This is a genomic window from Blautia sp. LMAG:89, from assembly GCF_008679485.1.
Lineage (GTDB): Bacteria > Bacillota > Clostridia > Lachnospirales > Lachnospiraceae > Blautia_A > Blautia_A fusiformis.
In genome coordinates this window covers 81,700-105,670 of record NZ_NANC01000009.1, presented here as the reverse complement: position 1 = coordinate 105,670, position 23,971 = coordinate 81,700, and the positions used below count along the sequence as shown (strand labels likewise).

The window sequence follows — 23,971 nt, the reverse complement described above, 5'->3', positions numbered from 1 at the left end:
TGATATAGAATAAATATTTTTTGACTATGAAATTAAAATGGTTAAATAATAGTGAAAATTAGAAGAGGAGTGGTTTTTATGAGAACATTCGGGAAATCATCAAAGCTTGACAACGTGCTGTACGATGTGCGCGGACCGGTTGTGGATGAAGCTGCCAGAATGGAAGAAGATGGAATGGAGATTCTGAAGCTGAATATTGGTAATCCGTATCCGTTTGGGTTTTCAGCACCTCAGGAAGTGATCCTGGATATGCTGAGTAATGTTCGTACTTCCCAGGGATATTCCGATTCCAAGGGTATTTTTTCTGCAAGAAAAGCGATCATGCAGTATGCACAGCTTCGCGGGATCCCGGGAGTTACCATTAATGATATTTATACGGGAAATGGTGTCAGTGAACTGATCAACCTCTGTATGCAGGCGCTGCTTGATAACGGGGATGAGATCCTGATCCCGGCTCCGGATTATCCGTTGTGGACAGCTACTGCAACACTGGCAGGCGGAAATGTAGTTCATTATATCTGTGACGAACAGTCTGACTGGTATCCGGATATTGAGGATATCAAGAGCAAGATCACACCAAGGACCAAGGCGATCGTTATCATCAATCCCAATAACCCTACAGGTGCAGTATATCCGAAGGAGATCCTGGAACAGATCGCAGACATTGCAAGAGAAAATGAGCTGATCATCTTTTCTGATGAGATCTATGACCGTCTTGTTATGGATGGATATAAACATACTTCGATTGCATCCCTTGCACCCGATGTGTTCTGTGTAACATTTTCAGGATTGTCCAAGTCTCATATGATCGCAGGTTTCCGCATCGGATGGATGATCTTAAGTGGTGCAAAAAGTAAGGCGAAGGGTTATATAGAGGGAATCAATATGCTCTCTTCCATGCGTCTCTGTTCAAATGTTCCGGCACAGTCCATTGTACAGACCGCACTTGGCGGATATCAGAGTGTCAATGAATATACGCAGCCGGGCGGACGTGTTTATGAGCAGAGAGACTTTATTTACAAGGCACTGAATGATATTCCGGGAATTTCTGTTGTAAAACCACATGCGGCATTTTATATATTCCCGAAGATCGATACTGAGAAATTCAATATTTTCAATGATGAACAGTTTGCTTTGGATTTTCTTCATGAGAAACAGGTGCTTGTTGTTCCGGGCAAGGGATTCAACTGGAACCAGCCGGATCACTTCCGTATTGTTTATCTGCCGGATATCCGCCAGCTTGACAAGGCAATGAAGAAGATGAAAGAGTTCTTTGCTACATATAAGCAGGGCTGATCGCAGATAGACAAGAAGAGATTTGCGATCCGCATTCGCTGCCTGCTCATAACTGATAAACTGTAAAGCAGATATTCGGTTATATTTTCGGCATAGACCGGAACCGAAAAAAATGTTATAATATATCTGAAATATCCCGGCCAGCTACGCCGGGATATACAAATAAGACCAGAATTGCTTGAGAGGGGAATGAGGAGGGACCGTTATCGAACAGCAATAAAACAGAAATCGAAAGGGGAAATAACTGATGAGCAAATTCAACATGAAAGTGACACCTGAGATTGAGAAACTTACCCAGATCTGTCGTGAGAATGACAAACTGGATCTGTCTTTATATGGCAAATATGATGTCAAGCGAGGCTTGCGTGACCTGAATGGAAAGGGTGTCCTTGCAGGACTGACCCAGATCTCCAATGTCCAGGCAACGAAGATCGTGGACGGAAAAGAGGTTCCCTGCGCAGGTAAGCTTTCTTATCGTGGGTATGATATTAAGGATCTGACAAATGGATTTATCAATGACCGGCGCTTTGGCTTTGAGGAAGTAACCTATCTGCTTCTTTTCGGAAAGCTTCCGGATCAGGAAGAGCTGAATGGATTTTCCGGGATTCTTGCGAACCAGCGTATGCTTCCGCGGAATTTTGTAAGGGATGTCATTATGAAGGCACCATCCAGAGATATTATGAACGCTCTGTCAAGAAGCGTGCTGACACTTTATTCCTACGACAAAGACCCGGATAATATTGAACTGGAGAATGTGCTCCGTCAGTGTATCAACCTGATCAGCGTTTTCCCGCTGTTATCTGTTTATGCATATCAGGCCTATAACCACTATGAGAAAGGCAAGAGTCTTTATATCCATCAGCCTAAAAAGGAGCTTTCCACAGCTGAGAATATCCTGCGTCTGTTAAGACCGGATAAGAAGTATACGGCACTTGAGGCAGAGATCCTTGATATTGCTCTGATCCTTCATATGGAGCATGGCGGTGGTAATAACTCTACTTTTACTACACATGTGGTTTCCTCTTCCGGGACAGATACGTATTCTGCGATCGCGGCAGCACTAGGTTCTCTGAAAGGCCCGAAACACGGCGGTGCCAACATCAAAGTCGTAAAAATGTTTAACGATATGCGTAAACATGTACATGACTACAGTGATGAAGAGGAGATCAGTGCATACCTTAAGAAGCTTCTTCATAAAGAGGCCTTTGATAAACGTGGACTGATCTATGGTATGGGGCATGCGATCTATTCTGTTTCAGATCCACGTGCAGAAGTATTTAAAGGCTATGTGGAACAGCTTGCAAGAGAAAAGGGCAGAATGAAGGATTATCAGCTGTATGCTGCAGTAGAGCGTCTTGCACCAAAGGTTATCGCAGAGGAGCGTAAGATCTATAAGGGTGTCAGTGCCAATGTAGATTTTTACAGCGGATTTGTTTACAGCATGCTGGATCTGCCGCTGGAGCTTTACACACCGATGTTTGCTATTGCACGTATCGTAGGCTGGAGCGCACATCGTATGGAAGAGCTTATCAATGTGGATAAGATCATCCGTCCCGCATATAAGAATGTCCTTCCGGAAGCAGAGTATATTCCTCTTTGCGAGCGATAGGAAAGGACTGAGGTGGAATAGATGTTCAGATGTTTTTTTCCGGATGAATATCTGGATTCTGCGTATGGGATCGATTATGAGAAGCTGTACAAAGAAGGATACAGAGGGCTGCTCTTCGATATCGATAATACCATTGTTCCCCACGGGGCACCGGCAGATGACCGGGCAAAGAAACTGTTTGAAAAGCTGAGGGCTCTCGGGTTTCGATACTGTTTTGTATCCAATAACCAGAAACCTCGTGTGGAGCCCTTTGCCAAAGCAGTAGAGGGGGATTTTATAGAAAATGCTCATAAACCGGCTGTGAAAAATTATAAAAAAGCCTGCCAGGTGATCGGAATCGATCTTGACAGGACGATCTTTATAGGAGATCAGTTGTTTACGGATATTTATGGAGCAAAGAGAGCAGGGATCCGGACGATCCTTGTGAAACCGATTCATCCAAAAGAGGAGATCCAGATCGTACTGAAGCGATATCTGGAAAAAATAGTATTACATTTTTACCAAAAAGAGGAGGGAAAGAATTCATGAACCATATTGTAATCATCGGCTTTATGGGTTCAGGAAAGACACGAGTTGGAAAGAGACTGGCGAAGGACCTGGGGCTTCCGTTTATTGACGTGGACAGACTGATCGTGAAAAAAATGAACATGTCAGTAAAGGAGGTATTTGAACGCTTTGGAGAAGCATTTTACCGTGCGCTGGAGACTATGGCAGTCAAGGAACTGTCCACAGACAGCGAACGGAAGGTAATCTCTGTAAGTGCGGGATTGCCTCTTCAGGAGCAGAACCAGAAATATCTCCAGAGTATGGGAACGATCATCTATCTGAAGGGATCTGCTGCAACGTTGATCAAACGTCTGGAAGGAAGTAACAATCCCACATTGGAAGGAACTGAGAATAAAGAAGAGAAGATCAAGAAACTTCTGAAACAGAGAGATCCGGTTTATGAGAAGTTTGCGGACATTAAAGTTGTCACAGGAGTGAAGCCTTTTGATGAGCTGATCGCAGAAATTGAAGAAAAATTGAAGGCTTAAACAAAAAAACAGTTGAAAAATGGCAAAAGGTATTATAGAATAATCCATAGCGAAAAAGAACCGCATATATTAAGGAGGAAATATTTATGATTTCAGCAGGTGATTTCAAAAATGGTATCACACTTGAAATTGATGGAAACGTATGTCAGATCGTTGAATTCCAGCATGTAAAACCAGGAAAAGGCGCAGCCTTTGTAAGAACAAAATACAAGAACATTATCACAGGCTCTGTAGTAGAGAAATCCTTCCGTCCTACAGAGAAATTCCCGGCAGCACGTATTGAGCGTGTAGATATGCAGTATCTGTATCAGGATGGTGGTTTATACTACTTCATGAATACAGAGACATATGATCAGGTTGGTCTTACAGAGGAGCAGGTTGGCGATTCTCTGAAATTTGTTAAGGATAATGAGATGGTTAAGGTTTGCTCTCATAACGGAGAGGTATTCGCAATCGAGCCACCTCTTTTTGTAGAGCTTGAGGTTATTGAGACAGAGCCAGGATTCGCAGGAAATACAGCACAGGGTGCTACCAAACCGGCAACTGTTGAGACAGGTGCACAGGTTCAGGTTCCTCTGTTCGTAAACCAGGGCGACAAACTGAAGATCGATACAAGAACAGGAGAGTATCTCTCACGTGTATAATGCAGCAAAAAACCCGCGTAAGCGGGTTTTTTTGTGCCATAAAATTAAAAGATCATTTTGACAGTATTTAAAATACCAAAGTTTGAATGCATATTCCAGACTGTACAGGTAAGAAAAAACGGTACAGTCTGGACTTTTTTTGAAATATCCTTGACACGAAAAATCATTCTGGTATAATTAAACCCAGTCAAAAAACTGACTAAGAAGTTCGTCTGTCCACCAGAGATGACCGGAAATGATCCGGTCACAGAAGTCTTTTAAGGGCTTGTACTGGTTTCGACGGGGGCTTTGAAGTTAGGGAAGCCATCCGCAGACTCCTGGACTGCGTACCAACCGGGAACTAAATATAAACGCAGACGAAAAGTTAGCGTTAGCAGCCTAAGCTGCTCGTCAGCCCCGTTGCACTCACACATCGGGAATCTGGCGTCGACCATGTGAGAAACCTTGCCGGGTAAGCTTTGCCCCGGTAGATGTATCATGAAGCTACTGAAGCAGTAAGCCTGTCGGTGGGCGTACTGCCAAGGGAATGTTAAATCAGCGACTGTGATGGGAGATGCCTTAAGGGATAGGCTTTCGGACAGGGGTTCGATTCCCCTCAGGTCCATTTATGGAACGTCCCGGAAAGACAGCATTTATGCGGCTTTCCGGGAATTTTTTTTACTTTCTTTATTACTCGTGGATATCAGGAAATTCTTCGCAGATACAGAAAGCGATGGTGATAGAATGAAAAAAACTCTGCTTAACAGAAAAAAGCAGAATAAGAAATCTGATTATTATGATTATAATCTGGTAGCTGTTATTGTACTGCTGGTGTGCTTTGGACTGGTCATGCTTTACAGCACCAGTTCATATATGGCAGAAGTGAATTATGGCAACGATATGTTTTATTTTAAGAAACAGGCACTGATCAGTGCAGCATGTCTGATCGGAGCGTTATTTATTTCAAAAATACTGGATTATCATATCCTTCTTCCTTTTACAACTGCGTTGTATGTGGCTTCGCTGATCCTTATGGGACTTGTGCGGACTCCGCTGGGACATTCCTCTCATGGTGCTACCAGATGGCTGTATATCGGACCGATCAACTTTCAGCCTGCCGAGCTGGCAAAGATCGCGGTTATTATCATGATGGCTTACATGATCGGAAAAATGGGACGAAAGGTGAAAACTTTAAAGAGCTGTATGATCCTGGGACTTCCGGGGGCAGGACTTGCGCTTGCGGCTTATATACTTACAGATAATCTGAGTACAGCCATGATCATTTTGGGAATAACAGTTGGAATGGTGTTTGTGGCACATCCGGATATGCGTCCGTTTATTGCTGTGGCAGCGGCAGGAGTGATCCTTATTGTGATCGGAGTACTTTTTCTGGTTGCGACGACCAAGAATAGTGACAGCTTTCGTGTTATGCGAGTACTTGTATGGCTTCAGCCTGAGAAATATTCCGATGAAGGCGGTTATCAGACGCTGCAGGCATTGTATGCCATTGGCTCCGGAGGGCTTTTTGGCCGCGGGCTTGGAAATAGTATCCAGAAGCTTGGAAGTGTTCCGGAAGCACAAAATGATATGATCTTTTCCATTATCTGTGAGGAGCTTGGAATTTTCGGAGGGATTTTTGTACTGATCCTGTTCGGATATCTTTTGTACAGGTTGTTTTTTATTGCACAGAATGCACCGGATCTGTTTGGCTCACTGATCGTTACCGGGATTTTTATACATATTGCGCTGCAGGTGATCCTTAACATTGCTGTTGTACTGAATCTGATGCCCAATACAGGTGTTACCTTGCCCTTTATCAGTTACGGAGGAACGTCCATTGTGTTCCTGATGCTGGAGATGGCAATAGCTCTCAGCGTGGCCCGTCAGATAAAATTTCAAGAGTAAAATAGTTTTAAAATCAAAATATTTTTGCTCTGGAGCCATTTTTTGGGAAAATCCTCTTGACAACTGTTTTTGCAGACTATATACTTTGCTCAAAAAGAGGAAACAGATTCGATCTGTAACGATTAAAGGAGAGAATAAGACATGTTAGAAAAAATGAAAGAAATGCTTGCAGAGCAGTTAAATTGTGAGGCATCTACAATCACACCGGAGACATCTTTCAAGGATGATCTTGGTGCAGATTCTCTTGACCTGTTTGAACTGGTCATGGCTCTTGAGGATGAGTACAATGTTGAGATCCCGGCAGAGGAGCTTACAGATCTGAACACAGTTGGAGATGTGATCGATTATCTTAAGAACAAAGGCGTAGAAGCATAAGCAGAAATCTAGGATCCTCTGGGACGACAGTGTCTCAGAGGATTTTTTTTGTATATGCGAAGATACATGAGAGGGATGGCAGGGTATTCCGCCGGAAAACCTATGGACATTTTGAAGGATTTGGGTATATAATAGCACCTATAAAGAGAAACAACAAAAACGAGGAGAAAAGAAATGACAAAGATCAGAACAAGATTTGCACCGAGCCCTACAGGAAGAATGCATGTGGGTAATTTAAGAACAGCTCTTTATGCTTATTTGATCACAAAACATGAAGGCGGAGATTTTATCCTCCGTATTGAAGATACAGACCAGGAACGTTATGTGGAGGGAGCTGTAGATATCATCTACCGTACTCTTGAGAAAACAGGACTTCTCCATGATGAGGGACCGGACAAGGATGGCGGATTTGGCCCGTATGTACAGAGCGAGCGTCAGGCAACAGGCATGTATCTGAAATATGCCAAACAGCTTATTGAGCAGGGAGATGCATATTACTGCTTCTGCGGCAAGGAAGAACTGGAAAGCATGAAACGTACTGTTGCAGGTAAGGAGATCTCTATTTATGACAAGAGATGTCTCCATCTTTCCAAGGAAGAGGTTCAGCGCCGTCTGGATGCAGGTGAGCCGCATGTTATCCGCTTTAATATGCCAACAGAGGGAACCACTACATTCCATGATGTTATTTACGGAGATATCACCGTTAACAATGAGGAGATGGAGGATTTGATCCTGATCAAATCTGACGGTTATCCGACCTACAACTTCGCAAATGTAATTGATGATCACCTTATGGGAATCACACATGTTGTAAGAGGTAACGAATACCTTTCCTCTTCACCGAAGTATAATCGTATTTATGAGGCATTCGGATGGGAAATCCCGACCTATGTTCACTGTCCGCTGATCACAGACGAGACACATCAGAAGCTTTCCAAGAGATGTGGACATTCTTCCTATGAAGATCTGATCGATCAGGGATTTGTGACAGAGGCAGTGATTAACTATGTTGCACTCCTTGGATGGAGCCCGGCAGACAACCGTGAGATCTTTTCTCTTCCGGAGCTTGTGGAGGCATTTGATTATCATCATATCAACAAATCACCGGCAGTTTTTGACATTGCCAAGCTGAAATGGATGAATGGTGAGTATATCAAGAAGATGGATCCGGAGGCATTCTATGAGAGAGCACTTCCGTATCTGAAAGAAGTTCTGAAAAAAGACTTTGATCTTAAGAAGATCGCAGGAATGGTTCAGACCAGAATTGAAGTATTCCCGGATATTCCGGAGCTTGTAGATTTCTTTGAGGCAGTTCCGGAGTATGACAGTGCGATGTACCGCCACAAAAAGATGAAAACAACAGAGGAGACTTCTCTTGCAGTTCTCAAGGAAGTGCTTCCGGTACTGGAAGCACAGGAGGATTATACCAATGATCCGCTGTATGCATCTTTAAGCGCTTTTGTAAAGGAGCACGGATATAAGAATGGTTATGTTATGTGGCCGCTTCGTACAGCAGTATCCGGCAAGCAGATGACACCGGCCGGTGCAACAGAGATCATGGAGATCATTGGCAAGGAAGAGACACTGAAACGTGTACATGCAGCAATCGAAAAGCTTGAAAATAAATAAGAGTGTGATCGATAATCCAGTTATGAAACGAAATCCATCTCAGAAAAGGGCGATCGCCCACCTGTCAGGACCTATGATGGTTCTGGCAGGCCCCGGTTCGGGGAAAACTTCCGTCATAGTAGAAAGAACAGCACATATGATCCAGGAAGGGAAGATACCGGCTTCCTCTGTTCTTGTTGTGACTTTTTCCAGGGCAGCAGCAGTGGAAATGAAAGAACGGTTTCTGAAATTTACCGGTGTTCAGCGAACCGGCGTTACTTTCGGGACTTTTCACGGAGTGTTTTACGGGATCCTCAAACAGGCTTATGGTCTGAATGGAGGAAATATCCTGTCAGAAGAAGAAAAATATGCGATTTTAAGAGAACTGGTGGTAAACTGTGCTGCAGAACAGTCCCAGGAAGGGGATTTTGTGGAAGATATTGCCAAGGAGATCAGTGTTGTAAAGGGTGGAAGGATCGCTCTGGAGCATTATTATTCTTCCTGCTGCCCGGATGAAGTGTTCCGACAGATCTTTCAGGGATATCGAAAAGTCCTGAATGAAAGAAGAAAACTTGACTTTGATGATATGCTGTTGAGCTGTTATGAACTTCTGAAAAAACGAAAAGATATCCTGTCTGCATGGCAGAAAAAGTTTCACTATATTCTGGTGGATGAGTTTCAGGATATCAATCATCTTCAGTATGATATCGTGAAGATGCTGGCAGCACCGGAGAACAATCTGTTTGTGGTGGGAGACGATGATCAGTCTATCTATCATTTCCGTGGCGCTCGCCCGGAGATCATGCTGAATTTTCCGGAAGATTTTAAAAATGCGGAGACGGTGATCCTGAATATCAATTACCGGTGCAGTGGAAATATCCTGGATACAGCTATGAAGGTGATCAATTACAATGAAAACCGTTATGCAAAAAAACTTTCCACACCAAATGAACCGGGAGAGCCGGTGCAGATAAAAGAATTTCGAAATCCCAGAGACGAATATATGGCAGTTGCAAGCCTGTTGCGGAACCGGATGGAAGAAGGGGATAATATTGAAGATACAGCGCTGCTTTTCAGGACTAATCAGGAAACCGAAGGACTGGTCGCTGCGTTGATGGAGTATGGGGTTCCTTTCACTATGAAGGAAAAACTGCCCAACCTGTTCCGACACTGGATCTGCCGGAATATGATCGCTTATTTGAAAATGGCAGAAGGAGACCGGAGCCGCAGTACATTTCTGGAGATCATGAACCGGCCAAACCGATACATAGCCAGAGACGCTCTGACAGAAAAAAACGTTGATTTTAAAGCATTGGGAGAGTTTTACAAAGACAAAGACTGGATGTGTGACAGGATCACAACGATGGAGACACATCTTCGGATCTTAAAGACTATGGCCCCTTATGCAGCTATTAATTTTATCCGGAATGGCATGGGATACGAAGAATACTTGCAGGAATATGCAAGGTATCGTAAAATAAAACCGGAAGAGCTTATGGAAACCTTGAACCGAATCCATGAAAGTGCCAGAGGAATGAAAACATTGGAAGAATGGATGGCCTATATGGACGAGTATACCAGAAAGCTTGAAGAACAGGCGAAGAAACAGGATGTGAAACGGGAAGGAGTGGTGATATCCACTCTTCATGCGGTCAAAGGTCTGGAATATGACAATGTATATATCATGAATGTAAATGAAGGCAGCATGCCTTATCGGAAGGCAGTCCTGGAGGCACATCTGGAGGAAGAACGGAGGCTTTTCTACGTTGGTATGACACGGGCAAAGAAGAAACTCTGCCTGTATTATGTAAGACAGCAGTATGAGAAGGAACGGGAACCGTCCCGTTTTCTTGAGGAGGCCGGATTATGAATGGGATTATTTATTATACGAAGATCAGAGATGAATATAACGGCAAGAACATGGAGCATATGATCGGGGAAAAGCTTCTGGAAATCGGACTTGAGCGGGAATTTGGACGGAAGCTTGCTTTTGAGCCTCGGTCAAAGGGGGAACATGGGAAACCGTTTTTTACCCTGCTTCCAAGAATTCATTATAATATCACACATTCCGGAAAATATGTGATGTGTCTGTTTGCCGGAGAAGAGGTGGGCATTGATGTGCAGATCCACAAGAAGGTAAATTACGAACGGCTCCTTGAAAGAATGGTGCCGGCAGATATGATACGGGAAATCCTGGATGCAGATGATATGGAGAAAGCCTTTTTTGCCCAGTGGGTTTTGAGAGAGGCATATATCAAATGGACCGGAGAGGGACTGTCCAGGGATCTGCGTACGATTTCCATGGATAAGGGAAATTACATAATGCTGGAGCTGGAACCGGGATACAGTGGTGCAATCTGGGCCAGGGACAGCCTGGAATTACGATTTGAATACGAAGACATCATTTTGAAATAGCAAATAGAGACGATGAAATGAACAAAGAGATGAAACGCAGCTTCAGGATTTTCATTCTGAAGATCCTGGCAGTTGTTTTTGTGCTGTGCATATGTTATTTTTTATATGCATTTGTTTACCGTGCAAAAACAGAGCTGCCCACAAAAGCTGTGGTGACAAACCGAGGTGCTGCAGTGTATACACTGCGGGGACAGAAACAGATGCTTTCCCAGAAAGAGGATTTCTCTTATTTTGCCTTTGATGGGAGAGAAAAAGAGAAGGAATATGGAACATATGTCATTCCCGGGCTGAAGAATACCAGGACGCTGCTCACAAAAAAGGGTGCCACTCCTGCCATGTGTACGTCCATGACGCCTCAGGGACTGGCGGTTACAGAGGATTATGTGCTGGTCAGCGCTTACTGCAGCACACAGAAACATAATTCGGTCATTTATGTGATCGATAAGGAAAATCATAATTTTATTAAAGAAGTGATACTGCCTGGACAGCCTCATGTGGGAGGACTTGCCTATGACCCGGAGCATAAGTTATTATGGTGTTCCTCCAATATCAACGGGATCGCACAGGCAGTGAGTATAAAGATGGATACAATAGAAGCCTACGATTATGATGACAGCCATCTGCCGGTGGATACTTTCCAGATAGTCAGTCTTTATGGGATCGTGAGAGATTCTTTTATGACCTTTTATAAGGGATGTCTGTATGTAGGCTGCTTTGAAAAATATAACGAAAGTGTAATTGCACGATACGGAGTTGACGAAGAGGGAAAACTGATCAATACCATGGACGAGAAACTGGGCATGGATTTTGAAATGGCAGTTCCGTTGGATTATTCCACCATATCGGAGCAGGTTCAGGGAATTGCTTTTTATAATGATAAGCTTTTGATCTCTCATTCTTTTGGAATCCTGCCATCCAGGCTGGTGTTTTATGAACAATCCGATAAGCGTTTGTATGTAAACGAGAATTCTGCCAGAACTTATCGTTTTCCGGAACGACTGGAACAGATCGTGGTGGAGGGTGACAGTCTTTATGTGATGTTTGAATCCTGTGCCTATGCATACCGTGCGTCCTCCGTAAATATTGTGGATCGGGTCCTGAAGCTGAATCTTTCGAAGATGGAGACCTATGACGAAGAAGAAAGTCTTTTTTTTCTGTCGGAATAAAGAAAAAACGAGAGAGCATCAAAAAAGACAACAGGTACTAAATCCGGCATGTCCGCAATATATTTAAGTGTAAGAGGTGAAAACATGGACGCAAACCAGATCCAGAACCTGTTTGCCAGTAATGTCCGCCAGCTTCTGGTGGATGCAGACCTTGATTATGATAAATTATATGAGATACGTCTCCGCGTGGGAAGACCTCTGTTCCTCACTTATGATGGGGGAGAATGTTTCCTCCGGCAAAAAGATACAGAACCTTATCTGGTTACGCGGGAGGATCTTAAGGAAACACTAGAGTATGTCAGCGGCTATTCCCTGTATGCTTATGAAGATGAGATTCGCCAGGGGTTTTTGAGTGTACAGGGTGGGCACCGTGTAGGAGTTACCGGAAAGGTGATCCTGGACGGAAACCGTATCCGTGGGATGAAATATATTTCCTGCATCAATGTCCGTCTGGCACATGAGATCCAGGGATGTGCAGAAGAAGTGCTGCCATATATCCAGACAAGAGAGCAGATCATGCATACCTTGATCGTTTCTCCGCCCAGATGTGGGAAGACCACGCTTCTTCGGGATATCATCCGGCAGATGAGTAATGGATGGGGAAATATTTCTGGTGTTACGGTAGGAGTAGTCGATGAGCGCAGTGAGCTGGCCGGATGCTATCAGGGGATCCCTCAGAATGACCTTGGAATGCGTACGGATATCCTGGACGGCTGTCCGAAAGCAGAAGGGATGCAGATGCTGATTCGGTCAATGTCGCCGGTTGTGGTTGCTGTGGATGAACTTGGAAAAGAAGAAGATTTCAAGGCTGTGGAATCAGTTATCCACTGTGGATGTCGTCTGATTGCAACTGCACATGGAGCTTCCATGGAAGAAACATTATCCCAGCCGTTTTTCCGGAAATTGTGGGAAGCGCGGGTTTTCCAGAGATATATTTTTCTGGGAAAGCATGAACGTGCAGGAATCGTGGAAGGAATCTATGATGAAAATGGGAAATGCCTATGTACCGGATTGTAGGATGTATTCTGGTAGTGGCGGCAGGAGCCGGAATGGGAATTTCCGGAAGTATGAGACTTTCGGAGCAGATTCGTATACTGGAAAAACTGCTTCAGATGGTGATCTGCCTGAAAGGCGAGATCCGCTGCGGGAATGCATCACTGCCGGATGCTTTTTATGGAGCAGCAGGAAGAATGAATGGAAAATACAGAGAGTTTCTCATCAGTGCCGCGGACAGGATGAAAGCGGGAACAGGAGAAAAACTTTCACAGATATGCAGGGAATGTGCGGAAAGCGCCCTGAAAAAAAGCTGCCTTACCCATGGGGAAAAGGACGCTTTTTTTTCTTTCGGAGAATATCTGGGCTATATGGATCTGGAAATGCAGATGCGGCAGCTTTCCATGTATGAAAATAATCTGGAAGCAGAGATATTGAAGCGGAAAGCGGAGGTTTCCGGAAAGAAAAAACTGTACCAGGGAATTGGGATTCTTGGAGGCCTGCTGCTTGCGGTTCTCCTGGTATAGTATTGTTTATCAGACAGTAGTAAGAAGGACAGGCTTTCAGAAGAAAAGGAGGGATCATTTGGAGGTCAGTATCATATTTAAGATCGGTGCAGTAGGGATCCTGGTCTCTGTTCTTTCTCAGATCCTGAAACATAGCGGAAGGGAGGAACAGGCTTTTCTGGTGAGTTTTTCAGGACTTCTTTTAGTACTGTTCTGGATCGTGCCGTATATTTATGAACTTTTTAAAAATATCCAGCAGCTTTTTGTACTGTAGGGGAGGGAAAGAACCGTGGATATTCTGAAGATTTCTGTTCTGGGAGCGGCAGGGGTTCTTCTGGGGATTCTTCTGAAAGACCGCGCACCGGAGTATGTAAGCCTTGTTACGATGGGAATAGGTCTTGTGATACTGGGATTAGCGGTAGGGAAGATCAGCTATCTGTTCCAGTCCCTGGAGAGACTGAAACAGAGTCTTCCGATTGATGGAAGCTATATCACTACTTTGCTGAAGATGATCGGGATCACCTATATCGGACAATTTTCATCCGGCATATGCAGAGATGCAGGATATTCCTCCACTGGTGCACAGATCGAACTGTTCTGCCGGTTATCTGTAATGGTCTTAAGTATGCCGGTTCTTCTGGCCCTGTTGGATACCATACAGGGATTTCTTGCATGAAAAGATATTGGTCAGAGATTTGTGCAGCCCTGTTTCTGGCTGTAGTTATAAACTGTTTTGGCGGTGTGATCGTTTATGCTTCTTCGGCGGAACAACAGATCACAGATCAGATGGAGCTTACCGACCTGCAGTCCATGGTAGATGAGATGCTTGGAGAAAAAACATTTTCTGTTACAGAAGCGTTTCACAGACTGCTGTCAGGGGAAGAGGTGCTTTCGGAGGAGAGTGTGCGGGAATTTTTGCACAGTCTCCTTTTTTATGGTATTGAAAGAGAAAAAGAGCTGATCGTGAAGTTGTTGCTTCTGTTATTGTTTGCTGCCGTTTTTTCCGGGTTTGCCGGTGCCTTTGATAACGGGCAGGTGGGAGAGATCAGTTTTTATGTGGTGTATCTTCTTGTTTTTACTCTTCTGATGAACAGTTTTTCCGGTTTGAGTGCATCACTGCTTTCAATGCTTGCGTGGATCACGGAGTTTATGAAGGAACTTTCACCGGTGTATTTTATGGCAGTGGCAGCAGCGTCAGGTGCATCCAGTGCAGCTGCTTTTTATCAGGGAGTACTGCTTCTGGTGTGGCTTTTTCAATGGATCCTGGAACGAGTACTGCTTCCCGGAGTGAGTTTATATATTCTTCTGAAATTTGTAAATCATCTTTCCAGGGAAGAAATGCTGGGAAAAATGGCTGAGCTGATCGAGACGGTGATCTCCTGGGGGCTTCGGACATTACTTGGAGTGGCAGCAGGACTGCAGGTGGTGCGTGGGCTTGTAGCTCCGGTAATGGATTCTCTGAAGCGGAGTGCTGTGGGAAAAACTGCAGGTGCTCTTCCTGGGATCGGGAGCGCGGTAAATGCAGTTACGGAACTGGTCCTTACCACAGCTGTTCTTGTAAGAAACAGTCTGGGCATTGCGCTTTTACTGGTGATCCTGGCGGTGGGGGCGGGGCCATTGGTCCGATATGGACTTTTGTCACTGACCTATCGCTTTCTGGCGGCTGCGGCGCAGCCTGTATCAGACAAACGGCTGGTAGAAGCCTTTGGCACCATGGCAGAGGGATGTGCACTTCTGATGAGAATCCTGTTTACTGCGGAAATTTTATGTATGCTTACATTTCTGATCCTGATGGCAGGAGGAGGCTTGGGATGAGAACAGAACTTTATCAGTGGATGAAAAGCCTGGCTTTTTTTCATGTACTTACTACAGCACTTCTGCATATTCTACCTGATAAGCGTTATGAGCAGTATATACGGCTGTTTATGGGGCTTCTGTTGGTGCTTTTGATCTGTACACCTATATTTGCCGTAGTGGGAAAAAGTGAAGAACTTCTGTCCGGATTCAGCAATAATTATGGGAGAGAAGAACAGGTACGTATGGAGACAGAAGCAGAAGGAATAAGGGAAACATTTCTTAAAGGAGCATATGAACAGGAACTGAAGGATCAGGTTCAGGGTATCCTCAGGAAAGAAGGGATTTTTTCGGCAAAAACAGAAGTAGATATGGAGAAAGAGCTTCAGCTGACCATAACACTTTATGGAACAGTCACAGAAAAACAGAGGGAGGCGGTGAAAAATGAGCTCGAAAGAATCTGTGGACTCAGGAAAGGACAGTATCAGATCCTGGCTTCTGAGGATGGGATGGAAGGAGTGGGGAGTTTTCCTTCTTCTGGGAATCCTTCTTCTGGTGGCAGGACTTCCGGTAACCCGAAAGAATAGTAAAACAGCAGAGGATCAGAATGCGGAGAAAACCCGCCTGGAGAGCCGCCTTGAGGAACTGCTTTCCAATGTGGAAGGAGTCGGAGAAGTGGAAGTGATCATTATGACCGGGGATGAGGGAAATATGGAAAACTTTTCCATAAGCAGCAAAAATGAAGTTACCGGTGTGCTGGTGGCGGCTCAGGGAGCAGGTAGCGCAGTGACAGTCCAGAATATTCAGCAGGCAATTATGGCATTATTTCAGATCGACGCTAATAAAATTAGAATAATGAAAATGAAATGAGGAGAGTAGAAGTGAAAAAGATCATGAAGAAAAATCAGGTAATCATCACCTCGCTGGCCATTCTCATTGCTGTGGCCGGATATCTGAATTTCGCAGATGTGGATCTGGGATTTAAGGATAAGGAGACGAGTACAGACAGCAGCAGTATCCTGGACGATGTGGATTATGATCTGACCGATGAAACAGCCCTTCTGGATGAGAACGGGGCAGATGGCACAACCCAGTCGGAGGTGATGGATACCGCATCCCCGGGCGAGGCCGTACTTACCGGTGCTTCGGATTTTGCAGCACAGGCAAAAGTCAGCAGGGAGCAGGTGCGTTCCCAGAACAAAGCGGACCTGCAGGCGATCATCAGTAATAAAGACATCAGCGATGAGGAAAAACAGAATGCCATTAACACAATGGTTTCCATGACAGATCTTACAGAAAAAGAGGCGGCTGCAGAGCTTCTTCTGGAGGCGAAGGGCTTTGAAAATGTGATCGTAAATCTGACGGGTGAAACTGCGGATGTTGTGGTGCCGGATGCAGATCTGGAGGATGCAAAACGTGCACAGATCGAGGATATTGTAAAGAGGAAAACCGGTGTGGCAGCAGAGAGCATTGTGATCACGCCTCTGAGTCAAAGTAAAAATGCATCGGATGTCATAAATACTGCAGATGAAGCTGAAAAAAATACGGGAGGTGCAGAGGATAATGCGGAAAGTACAGGTGATGAGGTGCAGGATACCGCTGCATCTGTGGAAAGCGATCCGGCGGATCAAACATCTGAGGACGCAGAGACGGCTGCAGATATCCAGAACGATCAGACTATTGATACAGAGGGAATTTACGACTGAATTGCCTTGACAGCAAAGCCTTGTCTATACTAGAATAGGAAAGGTTATAGTAAAATAGAGATATCAGAGAATATACAGGAGGCTCACGTGTCGAAGTATACGAAAGAAATAGAAAAAAGAAGAACATTTGCCATCATCTCTCATCCGGATGCTGGTAAAACAACATTAACAGAAAAATTTCTGCTGTATGGAGGGGCCATCAATCTGGCCGGAAGTGTAAAGGGTAAGGCTACGGCCCGCCATGCAGTATCAGACTGGATGGAGATCGAGAAGGAAAGAGGTATTTCCGTTACTTCATCCGTTCTTCAGTTCCATTATGACGGATATTGTATAAACATTCTGGATACACCTGGACATCAGGATTTCTCCGAGGATACCTACCGTACATTGATGGCTGCGGATTCAGCAGTTATGGTCATCGATGGATCCAAGGGTGTTGAGGCACAGACCCGTAAGCTTTTCAAGGTCTGTGTTATGAGACACATTCCGATCTTTACTTTTATCAATAAGATGGACAGAGATGCCAACGATACTTTTGATCTTCTGGATGAGATCGAAAAAGAGCTTGGTATTGCAACCTGTCCGATCAACTGGCCAATCGGTTCCGGTAAGAAATTCCGGGGTGTGTTTGATCGTAATACAAAGAAGATCCTTACCTTCTCCGATACACAGAAGGGCACCAAGGAAGGTGTGATAGAAGAGATTGATATTAATGATCCCCGTGCAGATGAGGTCATGGATCCTGAGCAGAAAGAGCAGCTGATGGAAGAAATCGAGCTTCTGGATGGCGCAAGTGCGGAGTTTTCTCAGGAAGAGGTCAGCAAAGGACAGCTGACACCGGTATTTTTCGGTTCTGCTCTTACCAACTTTGGTGTGGAAACATTTCTGGAGCATTTCCTGAAGATGACCACTTCTCCGCTTCCGAGAACTGCAGACTGCGGACCGGTAGATCCTATGAGTGATGATTTTTCAGCCTTTGTATTTAAGATCCAGGCGAATATGAACAAGGCTCACAGAGACCGTATCGCATTTATGAGGATCTGTTCAGGCAAGTTTGATGCGACCAAAGAGGTTTATCATGTGCAGGGAGACAAGAAGATGCGACTTCTTCAGCCGCAGCAGATGATGGCAGAATCCCGTCATGTTGTGGAGGAGGCTTATGCAGGTGATATCATCGGTGTCTTTGACCCGGGTATTTTTTCTATTGGAGATACCATCTGCGCACCTGGAAAGAAATTTGCCTTTGAGGGAATCCCGACCTTCGCGCCGGAGCATTTCGCACGTGTGCGTCAGATCGATACCATGAAGAGAAAACAGTTTGTAAAAGGTATCAACCAGATCGCTCAGGAGGGTGCGATCCAGATATTCCAGGAGTTTAACACCGGTATGGAAGAGATCATTGTGGGTGTTGTCGGTATCCTGCAGTTTGATGTCCTGAAATACCGTCTGGAGAATGAGTATAATGTAGATATCCGTCTGGAAACGCTTCCATATGAGCATATCCGCTGGATCGCCAACAAGGAGACTGTAAAAGTAGACAAGATCGTGGGAACTTCTGATATGAAGAAAGTCACAGACCTTAAGGGAAATCCGTTGCTGCTCTTTGTCAATGCATGGAGTGTTGGCATGGTTGAGGACAGAAACCCTGATCTGGTACTGACAGAATTCAGTAAATAAGCCCTTTTATTTCATAACTTTTTTTGATATAATAGTATAAAATTACGAACAAAAATATTATATCCGTAGGAGGGTTTCCCATGGCAGAAAAAAGAACAACGTATAAGATACAGGATCTGGGCGGAATCGGTGAAGTTCACATTGCAGATGAAGTTGTTGCGATCGTTGCAGGACTTGCAGCAACAGATGTGGATGGAGTTGCTTCCATGGCAGGAAATATCACCAATGAGCTGGTAAGTAAACTTGGAAAGAAGAATCTGTCCAAGGGCGTGAGAGTAACCATTCTGGAAGGAGTCGTTACCGTGGATCTGTCACTGAATATCGAGTATGGCAGAAACATTCTTGAGACAAGCAAGAAGGTTCAGGAGAAGGTTAAATCCGCTATTGAGAATATGACAGGACTTGAGGTTGCAGATGTAAATATTCATATTGCCAGCGTGGATATGGAGAACGAAAAAGGAAAGTAAACCTTTCCTTTTTTCCGTCTTAGGAGGAAATTATGAGAAGAAGAGAACAGAGAGAACATGTATTTAAACTTATGTTTATGACAGAGTTTAATTCAGAAGAAGAGATGACAGAACAGCTCTCTCTTTATTTTGAAGGTCTTGGAGAACTTTCAGAACAGGACCAGGAATATATGAAGAAGAAGTACGCACATGTGAAAGAACATCTGGAAGAGATCGATGCACAGCTGAACAGTGCAAGCCGTGGATGGAAGACAAAGCGTATGAGCCGTGTGGATCTTGCGGCACTTCGTCTGGCAGTATATGAGATGGAATATGATGCAGACGTACCGACAGGAGTAGCTATCAACGAAGCGGTAGAACTTGCCAAAAGATTTGGCGGAGATGCTTCCGGCTCCTTTGTAAATGGAGTACTGGGTAAGATCGCATCTGAGAAGGATGAAAAGAAAAACGAGGAGGAGACTGCTGACACAGAAGAGAAGGCAGCAGAAGCCCCGGAAGAGAACGCATGAGAAACGTCTATTCTGTCGGTCAGGTAAACCATTATGTCAAAAATATGTTTACCCAGGATTACTTCCTCCGAAAAGTCTATGTAAAGGGAGAAGTATCCAACTGTAAATACCATACCAGCGGACATATTTATTTTTCCCTGAAGGATGAAACAGGCACATTAAGCTGTGTGATGTTTGCGGGACACCGCAGAGGTCTTGCTTTTCGCATGAAGGACGGGGATAAGGTAGTTGCAGGCGGAATTGTAGACGTATATGAGAGAGACGGGCGTTATCAGCTTTATGCAAAAGAGATCACACTGGAAGGTGCTGGTGCCCTCTATGAACGATATCTGGCACTGAAACAGGAACTTGAGGATATGGGGATGTTTGCACAGGAATATAAGCAGCCCATTCCTCATTTTATTCATACCCTTGGCGTGGTGACAGCACCTACTGGTGCAGCAGTACAGGATATCCGCAATATTGCAGGCAGAAGGAATCCATATCTGCAGGTGATCCTTTATCCGGCACTTGTGCAGGGAGAGGGAGCGGCGCAGAGTATCGTAAAGGGAATCCGGATGCTGGATAAAGCAGGGGTGGACGTGATCATCGTCGGCCGTGGAGGTGGCTCTATTGAAGATCTCTGGGCCTTTAACGAGGAGAGCGTTGCCCGTGCTATTTTTGAGTGCAGGACACCGGTGATCTCGGCAGTGGGACATGAGACGGATTTTACCATTGCGGATTTTGTAGCAGATCTGCGGGCACCTACACCATCTGCTGCAGCAGAGCTGGCAGTGGATGATTTTCGCAGTGTTCTGGAGAGCTTTCATATGTACGGAGACCGTCTGCAGCGTGCCATGAACAGTAAGACAGAACTTTTTGCCGCAAAACTTAAGGCCTATGAGAACAGATTCCAGTATCTGAGCCCGGAGTCCATGTTACGTGAAAAACGTCAGTATGCATCGGAGCTGGAGGAATGCCTGCGTTCTTCCATGGAACAAAAGCTTACAGAGAAAAGACATGAACTGGCAATATGGATCCAGCGGTTTGAGGGACTTTCTCCATTAAGAAAGCTAAATGGAGGATATGCATTTGTGTCCGACTCAGACGGACATGCGGTGACAGAGATCAGTCAGATAAAAAAAGGTGACAGGATCTCCATTGCAGTAACCGATGGAGTCATAGAAGCAGTTGCGGATCGCATCAGGAAGGAAGAGCGATAATGGCAGAAGCAAAGAAAGAAGAGAAATCCATAGAAGATACTTTTGGGGAGCTTGATCTGCTTGCCCGGAAGCTGGAGGATAAAGAAACACCTCTTGAGGAGTCTTTCCGCCTCTACAGACAGGGAATGGAGCTCCTAAAGGATCTGAACGGAAGACTGGATACTGTAGAAAAAAAGATGCTTCAGATGAATGAGGATGGGACATTTCGTGAATTTTAAAGAAGAACTGAAAAGAAGAACAGAAGAAGCAGAACATGTGATCCGGGAATATCTTCCGGAAGAATCCGGTTTTGCAAAAACCATGGCAGAGGCCATGAATTACAGTATGACGGCAGGTGGAAAGAGACTCCGCCCGATCCTGATCAGGGAAACCTACGAGCTGTTTGGAGGAAAGGATAAGCTTTGTGAGCCTTTTATGGCGGCTATGGAGATGATCCATACACATTCGTTGATCCATGATGATCTCCCTGCACTGGATAACGATGATTACCGAAGGGGAAGGCTGACCACACATAAAGTATACGGAGAGGCCATGGGCGTTTTAAGCGGTGTGGCACTCCTTAACAGAGCTTATGAAGTGATGCTTTCCGCCTTTGATCTGACCGAGGATAAAGACCGTGTGATAGCCGCCATGCGGATCATTGCAGATAAGACCGGCATCAACGGTATGCTTGGTGGACAGAGTGTTGATGTGGAGAATGATGGGAAACCTCTGGAACACAAGATGCTGGATTATATTTACAAAAACAAGACCTCCGCATTGATCGAGGCTTCCATGATGACCGGTGCTGTGCTGGCAGGGGCATCTGAGAAAGAACTTGAGATTGTGGAGCAGGCTGCAGAAAACATCGGGCTGGCTTTTCAGATCCAGGATGATATCCTTGATGTGACCAGTACCCAGGAGGAACTGGGAAAACCGATCCACAGTGATGAAAAAAACAACAAGGTTACCTATGTAAGCCTTGTTGGAGCCCCGGCAGCAGCCAGCAGGGTTAAAGAACTTTCTGACCATGCGGTAGAACTTTTAGACGACCTTGACAGGAAGAACGGATTTCTGGATCTTCTTGTGGAAAGTCTTATCAGCCGCAGGAAATAGAAAGAACAAAGGAAGGGTACAAATGATTCTGGAAAAAATTAAAAAGCCAAATGATATTCATAAAGTTTCATTGGAGGATTTTCCGCGCCTTGCCGAGGAAATCAGGAGCTTTTTGATCCAGAGTGTAAGTGAGACAGGTGGCCATCTGGCATCCAATCTGGGTGTGGTGGAGCTGACTCTTGCTCTGCATAATGTGCTTGATCTTCCACAGGATAAGCTGATCTGGGATGTGGGACATCAGGCTTATACACATAAAATCCTTACAGGAAGAAAAGACGGCTTTAAGGATCTTCGTAAAGAAGGAGGTTTAAGCGGTTTTCCAAAAAGGAATGAAAGTGACTGTGATTCGTTTGATACCGGACACAGTTCCAATTCCATTTCCGCAGGACTTGGCTATGTCCGTGCCAGAGACCTGATGGGAGAGAAATACCATGTGGTTTCCGTGATCGGAGATGGTGCGCTTACCGGTGGGATGGCTTATGAAGCATTGAACAATGCGGCTGAGCTGAAGACTAATTTTATTATTATCATCAATGATAATAACATGTCTATTTCCAAGAACGTAGGAGGAATGTCCACCTATTTAAGCGCTCTGCGTACAGCTGAGACTTATACAGGAATGAAGATCGGCGTGACAAAAACACTCAAAAAGATTCCCCATGTTGGAACCGCCGTGGTAGATACGGTCCGAAAGACCAAGAGCAGCATCAAGCAGCTGATCATTCCCGGAATGCTTTTTGAAAATATGGGGCTGACTTATCTGGGACCGGTAGATGGTCATAATATGCGCCAGATGATGAAGCTTTTTAATGAGGCAAAGAGAGTGGAGGGACCGGTTGTTGTCCATGTCCTTACAGAAAAAGGCAGAGGCTATGGACCGGCATCTTCCCATCCGGAGCGTTTTCACGGAACAGGTCCTTTTGACATCCAGAGTGGCAGACCTCTTGCAGCAAAAACAGCGCCGACATATACGGATCATTTTTCCGGTGCAATATGTTCTTTGGCAGAGAAGAACAAAAAAGTAGTTGCTATTACAGCTGCTATGCCAGATGGAACCGGACTGAACCGATTCCGGAAGAAATTCCCGGAGCGTTTTTTTGATGTGGGTATTGCGGAAGAACATGCAGTAACCTTTGCGGCAGGCATGGCACTTGGGGGAATGATCCCGGTTTTTGCGGTATATTCTTCGTTCCTGCAGAGAGGGATCGATCAGATCCTTCACGATGTATGTATGCAGGATCTTCATGTGATCTTTGCCATTGACAGGGCAGGATTTGTCGGAGCAGATGGTGAAACACATCATGGATGCTTTGATTTATCCTATCTGTCCATGATTCCCAATATGACAGTTATGGCTCCCAAGAATGGAAAAGAGCTTGAGGAGATGTTGAAATTTGCAGTAGAAGAGCTGGATGGTCCCTGTGCGATCCGATATCCGAAAGGATCGGCATGTACCGATATGGAAGAATGTCATGAGCCACTTAAGAAGGGAAGAAGTGAAGTGATCACTCCAGGCAGTGAGATTGCAGTTCTCGGGGTTGGCAGCATGGTTTCTGTCTGTCAGAAGGTCTGTGAAGAGATAAGAGATCACAAAATAGCAGGAGCTACGTTTGTCAATGTCCGTTTTGTAAAGCCTCTGGATACAGAGCTTCTTGATCGGCTTTCGCAGAACCACAGTCTTTTGGTCACTGTGGAGGAGAATGTAAAAAGCGGTGGGTTCGGAGAACATGTATCTGCTTATATGGAAGCCTGTCATCCGGAAGTAAGAGTTCTTCCACTGGCAATACCGGATCATTTTATTGAGCATGGAACGGTGGACCGTCAGCGAATGAAAATAGGTTTAAATGTACAGGGAATCCTGGATGCGGTAGAACAGAGCTGGGAAAATCTTGTGAATAACAGAAAATAAAGGACATAGCCTTTGCAGAAGAATACGAAGCTGTGAGGCGTTTTACAGCCCGGCACATAAAGAGCCGGGCTGTTGGAGGATA

At 44.9% G+C, this 23,971-nt stretch carries 26 protein-coding genes and 1 other RNA gene; all 27 read left to right on the top strand.

The features are described from left to right. Positions 1-78: 78 nt before the first annotated feature. Positions 79-1,296 (top strand): aminotransferase class I/II-fold pyridoxal phosphate-dependent enzyme, encoded by a 1,218-nt coding sequence (locus tag CCC70_RS12130; protein WP_015524426.1) that lies wholly within the window; start codon positions 79-81, stop codon positions 1,294-1,296. Between the two features lie 247 nt (positions 1,297-1,543). Then, on the top strand, positions 1,544-2,905 hold the full coding sequence (locus CCC70_RS12125; RefSeq protein WP_114001757.1) for a citrate/2-methylcitrate synthase: 1,362 nt from the start codon (positions 1,544-1,546) through the stop codon (positions 2,903-2,905). A gap of 21 nt (positions 2,906-2,926) precedes the next feature. Continuing rightward, the gene (locus tag CCC70_RS12120) at positions 2,927-3,433 is read left to right on the top strand and encodes a YqeG family HAD IIIA-type phosphatase (protein WP_173739531.1); all 507 of its coding nucleotides are present in this window, start codon (positions 2,927-2,929) and stop codon (positions 3,431-3,433) included. Further along, complete coding sequence (locus tag CCC70_RS12115; RefSeq protein ID WP_015524429.1) at positions 3,430-3,939, top strand: shikimate kinase; 510 nt, start codon at positions 3,430-3,432, stop codon at positions 3,937-3,939. The genes CCC70_RS12120 and CCC70_RS12115 overlap by 4 nt, the downstream gene beginning before the upstream one ends. A gap of 86 nt (positions 3,940-4,025) precedes the next feature. Then, positions 4,026-4,583 (top strand): elongation factor P, encoded by a 558-nt coding sequence (efp, locus tag CCC70_RS12110; protein ID WP_015524430.1) that lies wholly within the window; start codon positions 4,026-4,028, stop codon positions 4,581-4,583. A gap of 261 nt (positions 4,584-4,844) precedes the next feature. Then, positions 4,845-5,190, top strand: a transfer-messenger RNA (tmRNA) gene (gene ssrA / locus CCC70_RS12105). Positions 5,191-5,306: 116 nt separating this feature from the next. Continuing rightward, positions 5,307-6,467, top strand: a complete 1,161-nt coding sequence (locus CCC70_RS12100) for an FtsW/RodA/SpoVE family cell cycle protein (RefSeq protein ID WP_092070471.1) — start codon at positions 5,307-5,309, stop codon at positions 6,465-6,467. A 141-nt stretch (positions 6,468-6,608) separates the two neighbouring features. Continuing rightward, complete coding sequence (gene acpP / locus CCC70_RS12095) at positions 6,609-6,842, top strand: acyl carrier protein (protein WP_015524431.1); 234 nt, start codon at positions 6,609-6,611, stop codon at positions 6,840-6,842. A 174-nt stretch (positions 6,843-7,016) separates the two neighbouring features. Next, a complete protein-coding gene (gene gltX / locus CCC70_RS12090) occupies positions 7,017-8,471 on the top strand; it encodes a glutamate--tRNA ligase (RefSeq protein ID WP_015524432.1) in 1,455 nt (484 codons plus the stop codon). Positions 8,472-8,493: 22 nt separating this feature from the next. Further along, the gene (locus tag CCC70_RS12085) at positions 8,494-10,320 is read left to right on the top strand and encodes an ATP-dependent helicase (protein ID WP_059086858.1); all 1,827 of its coding nucleotides are present in this window, start codon (positions 8,494-8,496) and stop codon (positions 10,318-10,320) included. Continuing rightward, the gene (locus tag CCC70_RS12080; RefSeq protein WP_092070440.1) at positions 10,317-10,865 is read left to right on the top strand and encodes a 4'-phosphopantetheinyl transferase family protein; all 549 of its coding nucleotides are present in this window, start codon (positions 10,317-10,319) and stop codon (positions 10,863-10,865) included. Before CCC70_RS12085 ends, CCC70_RS12080 begins: the two co-directional genes overlap by 4 nt. A gap of 17 nt (positions 10,866-10,882) precedes the next feature. Further along, complete coding sequence (locus CCC70_RS12075; protein WP_092070438.1) at positions 10,883-12,031, top strand: YncE family protein; 1,149 nt, start codon at positions 10,883-10,885, stop codon at positions 12,029-12,031. A gap of 84 nt (positions 12,032-12,115) precedes the next feature. Next, positions 12,116-13,048, top strand: a complete 933-nt coding sequence (gene spoIIIAA / locus CCC70_RS12070; protein WP_015524435.1) for a stage III sporulation protein AA — start codon at positions 12,116-12,118, stop codon at positions 13,046-13,048. Next, positions 13,033-13,551, top strand: a complete 519-nt coding sequence (locus CCC70_RS12065; protein ID WP_287084938.1) for a stage III sporulation protein AB — start codon at positions 13,033-13,035, stop codon at positions 13,549-13,551. Before spoIIIAA ends, CCC70_RS12065 begins: the two co-directional genes overlap by 16 nt. Positions 13,552-13,609: 58 nt before the next feature. Beyond that, positions 13,610-13,804 (top strand): stage III sporulation protein AC, encoded by a 195-nt coding sequence (gene spoIIIAC, locus CCC70_RS12060; RefSeq protein WP_021650700.1) that lies wholly within the window; start codon positions 13,610-13,612, stop codon positions 13,802-13,804. A 15-nt stretch (positions 13,805-13,819) separates the two neighbouring features. Continuing rightward, the gene (locus CCC70_RS12055) at positions 13,820-14,206 is read left to right on the top strand and encodes a SpoIIIAC/SpoIIIAD family protein (protein ID WP_021650699.1); all 387 of its coding nucleotides are present in this window, start codon (positions 13,820-13,822) and stop codon (positions 14,204-14,206) included. Then, positions 14,203-15,345 (top strand): stage III sporulation protein AE, encoded by a 1,143-nt coding sequence (locus CCC70_RS12050; RefSeq protein WP_092070435.1) that lies wholly within the window; start codon positions 14,203-14,205, stop codon positions 15,343-15,345. The genes CCC70_RS12055 and CCC70_RS12050 overlap by 4 nt, the downstream gene beginning before the upstream one ends. After that, positions 15,342-15,911 (top strand): stage III sporulation protein AF, encoded by a 570-nt coding sequence (locus tag CCC70_RS12045; protein ID WP_173741007.1) that lies wholly within the window; start codon positions 15,342-15,344, stop codon positions 15,909-15,911. The genes CCC70_RS12050 and CCC70_RS12045 overlap by 4 nt, the downstream gene beginning before the upstream one ends. Next, a complete protein-coding gene (locus CCC70_RS12040; protein ID WP_287084936.1) occupies positions 15,880-16,194 on the top strand; it encodes a hypothetical protein in 315 nt (104 codons plus the stop codon). The genes CCC70_RS12045 and CCC70_RS12040 overlap by 32 nt, the downstream gene beginning before the upstream one ends. A gap of 11 nt (positions 16,195-16,205) precedes the next feature. After that, entirely contained in the window at positions 16,206-17,030 is an 825-nt protein-coding gene (locus tag CCC70_RS12035) for a SpoIIIAH-like family protein (protein ID WP_129974434.1), read from the top strand. An 87-nt stretch (positions 17,031-17,117) separates the two neighbouring features. Next, entirely contained in the window at positions 17,118-18,707 is a 1,590-nt protein-coding gene (locus CCC70_RS12030) for a peptide chain release factor 3 (protein ID WP_022426368.1), read from the top strand. 80 nt (positions 18,708-18,787) lie between these two features. Next, complete coding sequence (locus CCC70_RS12025) at positions 18,788-19,174, top strand: Asp23/Gls24 family envelope stress response protein (RefSeq protein WP_015524453.1); 387 nt, start codon at positions 18,788-18,790, stop codon at positions 19,172-19,174. A gap of 32 nt (positions 19,175-19,206) precedes the next feature. Beyond that, positions 19,207-19,683, top strand: a complete 477-nt coding sequence (gene nusB / locus CCC70_RS12020; protein WP_015524454.1) for a transcription antitermination factor NusB — start codon at positions 19,207-19,209, stop codon at positions 19,681-19,683. Further along, positions 19,680-20,885: an exodeoxyribonuclease VII large subunit gene (gene xseA / locus CCC70_RS12015; protein ID WP_022426367.1), complete on the top strand. Its 1,206-nt coding sequence runs from the start codon at positions 19,680-19,682 to the stop codon at positions 20,883-20,885. Before nusB ends, xseA begins: the two co-directional genes overlap by 4 nt. Then, the gene (gene xseB, locus CCC70_RS12010) at positions 20,885-21,103 is read left to right on the top strand and encodes an exodeoxyribonuclease VII small subunit (RefSeq protein ID WP_021650691.1); all 219 of its coding nucleotides are present in this window, start codon (positions 20,885-20,887) and stop codon (positions 21,101-21,103) included. The genes xseA and xseB overlap by 1 nt, the downstream gene beginning before the upstream one ends. Next, entirely contained in the window at positions 21,093-21,980 is an 888-nt protein-coding gene (locus tag CCC70_RS12005; protein ID WP_287084935.1) for a polyprenyl synthetase family protein, read from the top strand. The genes xseB and CCC70_RS12005 overlap by 11 nt, the downstream gene beginning before the upstream one ends. 22 nt (positions 21,981-22,002) lie before the next feature. Then, on the top strand, positions 22,003-23,889 hold the full coding sequence (gene dxs / locus CCC70_RS12000) for a 1-deoxy-D-xylulose-5-phosphate synthase (protein WP_173741010.1): 1,887 nt from the start codon (positions 22,003-22,005) through the stop codon (positions 23,887-23,889). The last annotated feature ends 82 nt before the right edge of the window (positions 23,890-23,971 follow it).

Excerpts from the sequence above, each read along its gene's own strand:
- CCC70_RS12130 (WP_015524426.1), top strand. The coding sequence starts at position 79 with ATGAGAACATTCGGGAAATCATCAAAGCTTGACAACGTGCTGTACGAT.
- CCC70_RS12125 (WP_114001757.1), top strand. The coding sequence starts at position 1,544 with ATGAGCAAATTCAACATGAAAGTGACACCTGAGATTGAGAAACTTACC.
- CCC70_RS12120 (WP_173739531.1), top strand. The coding sequence starts at position 2,927 with ATGTTCAGATGTTTTTTTCCGGATGAATATCTGGATTCTGCGTATGGG.
- CCC70_RS12115 (WP_015524429.1), top strand. The coding sequence starts at position 3,430 with ATGAACCATATTGTAATCATCGGCTTTATGGGTTCAGGAAAGACACGA.
- efp (WP_015524430.1), top strand. The coding sequence starts at position 4,026 with ATGATTTCAGCAGGTGATTTCAAAAATGGTATCACACTTGAAATTGAT.
- CCC70_RS12100 (WP_092070471.1), top strand. The coding sequence starts at position 5,307 with ATGAAAAAAACTCTGCTTAACAGAAAAAAGCAGAATAAGAAATCTGAT.
- acpP (WP_015524431.1), top strand. The coding sequence starts at position 6,609 with ATGTTAGAAAAAATGAAAGAAATGCTTGCAGAGCAGTTAAATTGTGAG.
- gltX (WP_015524432.1), top strand. The coding sequence starts at position 7,017 with ATGACAAAGATCAGAACAAGATTTGCACCGAGCCCTACAGGAAGAATG.
- CCC70_RS12085 (WP_059086858.1), top strand. The coding sequence starts at position 8,494 with ATGAAACGAAATCCATCTCAGAAAAGGGCGATCGCCCACCTGTCAGGA.
- CCC70_RS12080 (WP_092070440.1), top strand. The coding sequence starts at position 10,317 with ATGAATGGGATTATTTATTATACGAAGATCAGAGATGAATATAACGGC.
- CCC70_RS12075 (WP_092070438.1), top strand. The coding sequence starts at position 10,883 with ATGAACAAAGAGATGAAACGCAGCTTCAGGATTTTCATTCTGAAGATC.
- spoIIIAA (WP_015524435.1), top strand. The coding sequence starts at position 12,116 with ATGGACGCAAACCAGATCCAGAACCTGTTTGCCAGTAATGTCCGCCAG.
- CCC70_RS12065 (WP_287084938.1), top strand. The coding sequence starts at position 13,033 with ATGTACCGGATTGTAGGATGTATTCTGGTAGTGGCGGCAGGAGCCGGA.
- CCC70_RS12050 (WP_092070435.1), top strand. The coding sequence starts at position 14,203 with ATGAAAAGATATTGGTCAGAGATTTGTGCAGCCCTGTTTCTGGCTGTA.
- CCC70_RS12045 (WP_173741007.1), top strand. The coding sequence starts at position 15,342 with ATGAGAACAGAACTTTATCAGTGGATGAAAAGCCTGGCTTTTTTTCAT.
- CCC70_RS12025 (WP_015524453.1), top strand. The coding sequence starts at position 18,788 with ATGGCAGAAAAAAGAACAACGTATAAGATACAGGATCTGGGCGGAATC.
- nusB (WP_015524454.1), top strand. The coding sequence starts at position 19,207 with ATGAGAAGAAGAGAACAGAGAGAACATGTATTTAAACTTATGTTTATG.
- xseA (WP_022426367.1), top strand. The coding sequence starts at position 19,680 with ATGAGAAACGTCTATTCTGTCGGTCAGGTAAACCATTATGTCAAAAAT.
- xseB (WP_021650691.1), top strand. The coding sequence starts at position 20,885 with ATGGCAGAAGCAAAGAAAGAAGAGAAATCCATAGAAGATACTTTTGGG.
- dxs (WP_173741010.1), top strand. The coding sequence starts at position 22,003 with ATGATTCTGGAAAAAATTAAAAAGCCAAATGATATTCATAAAGTTTCA.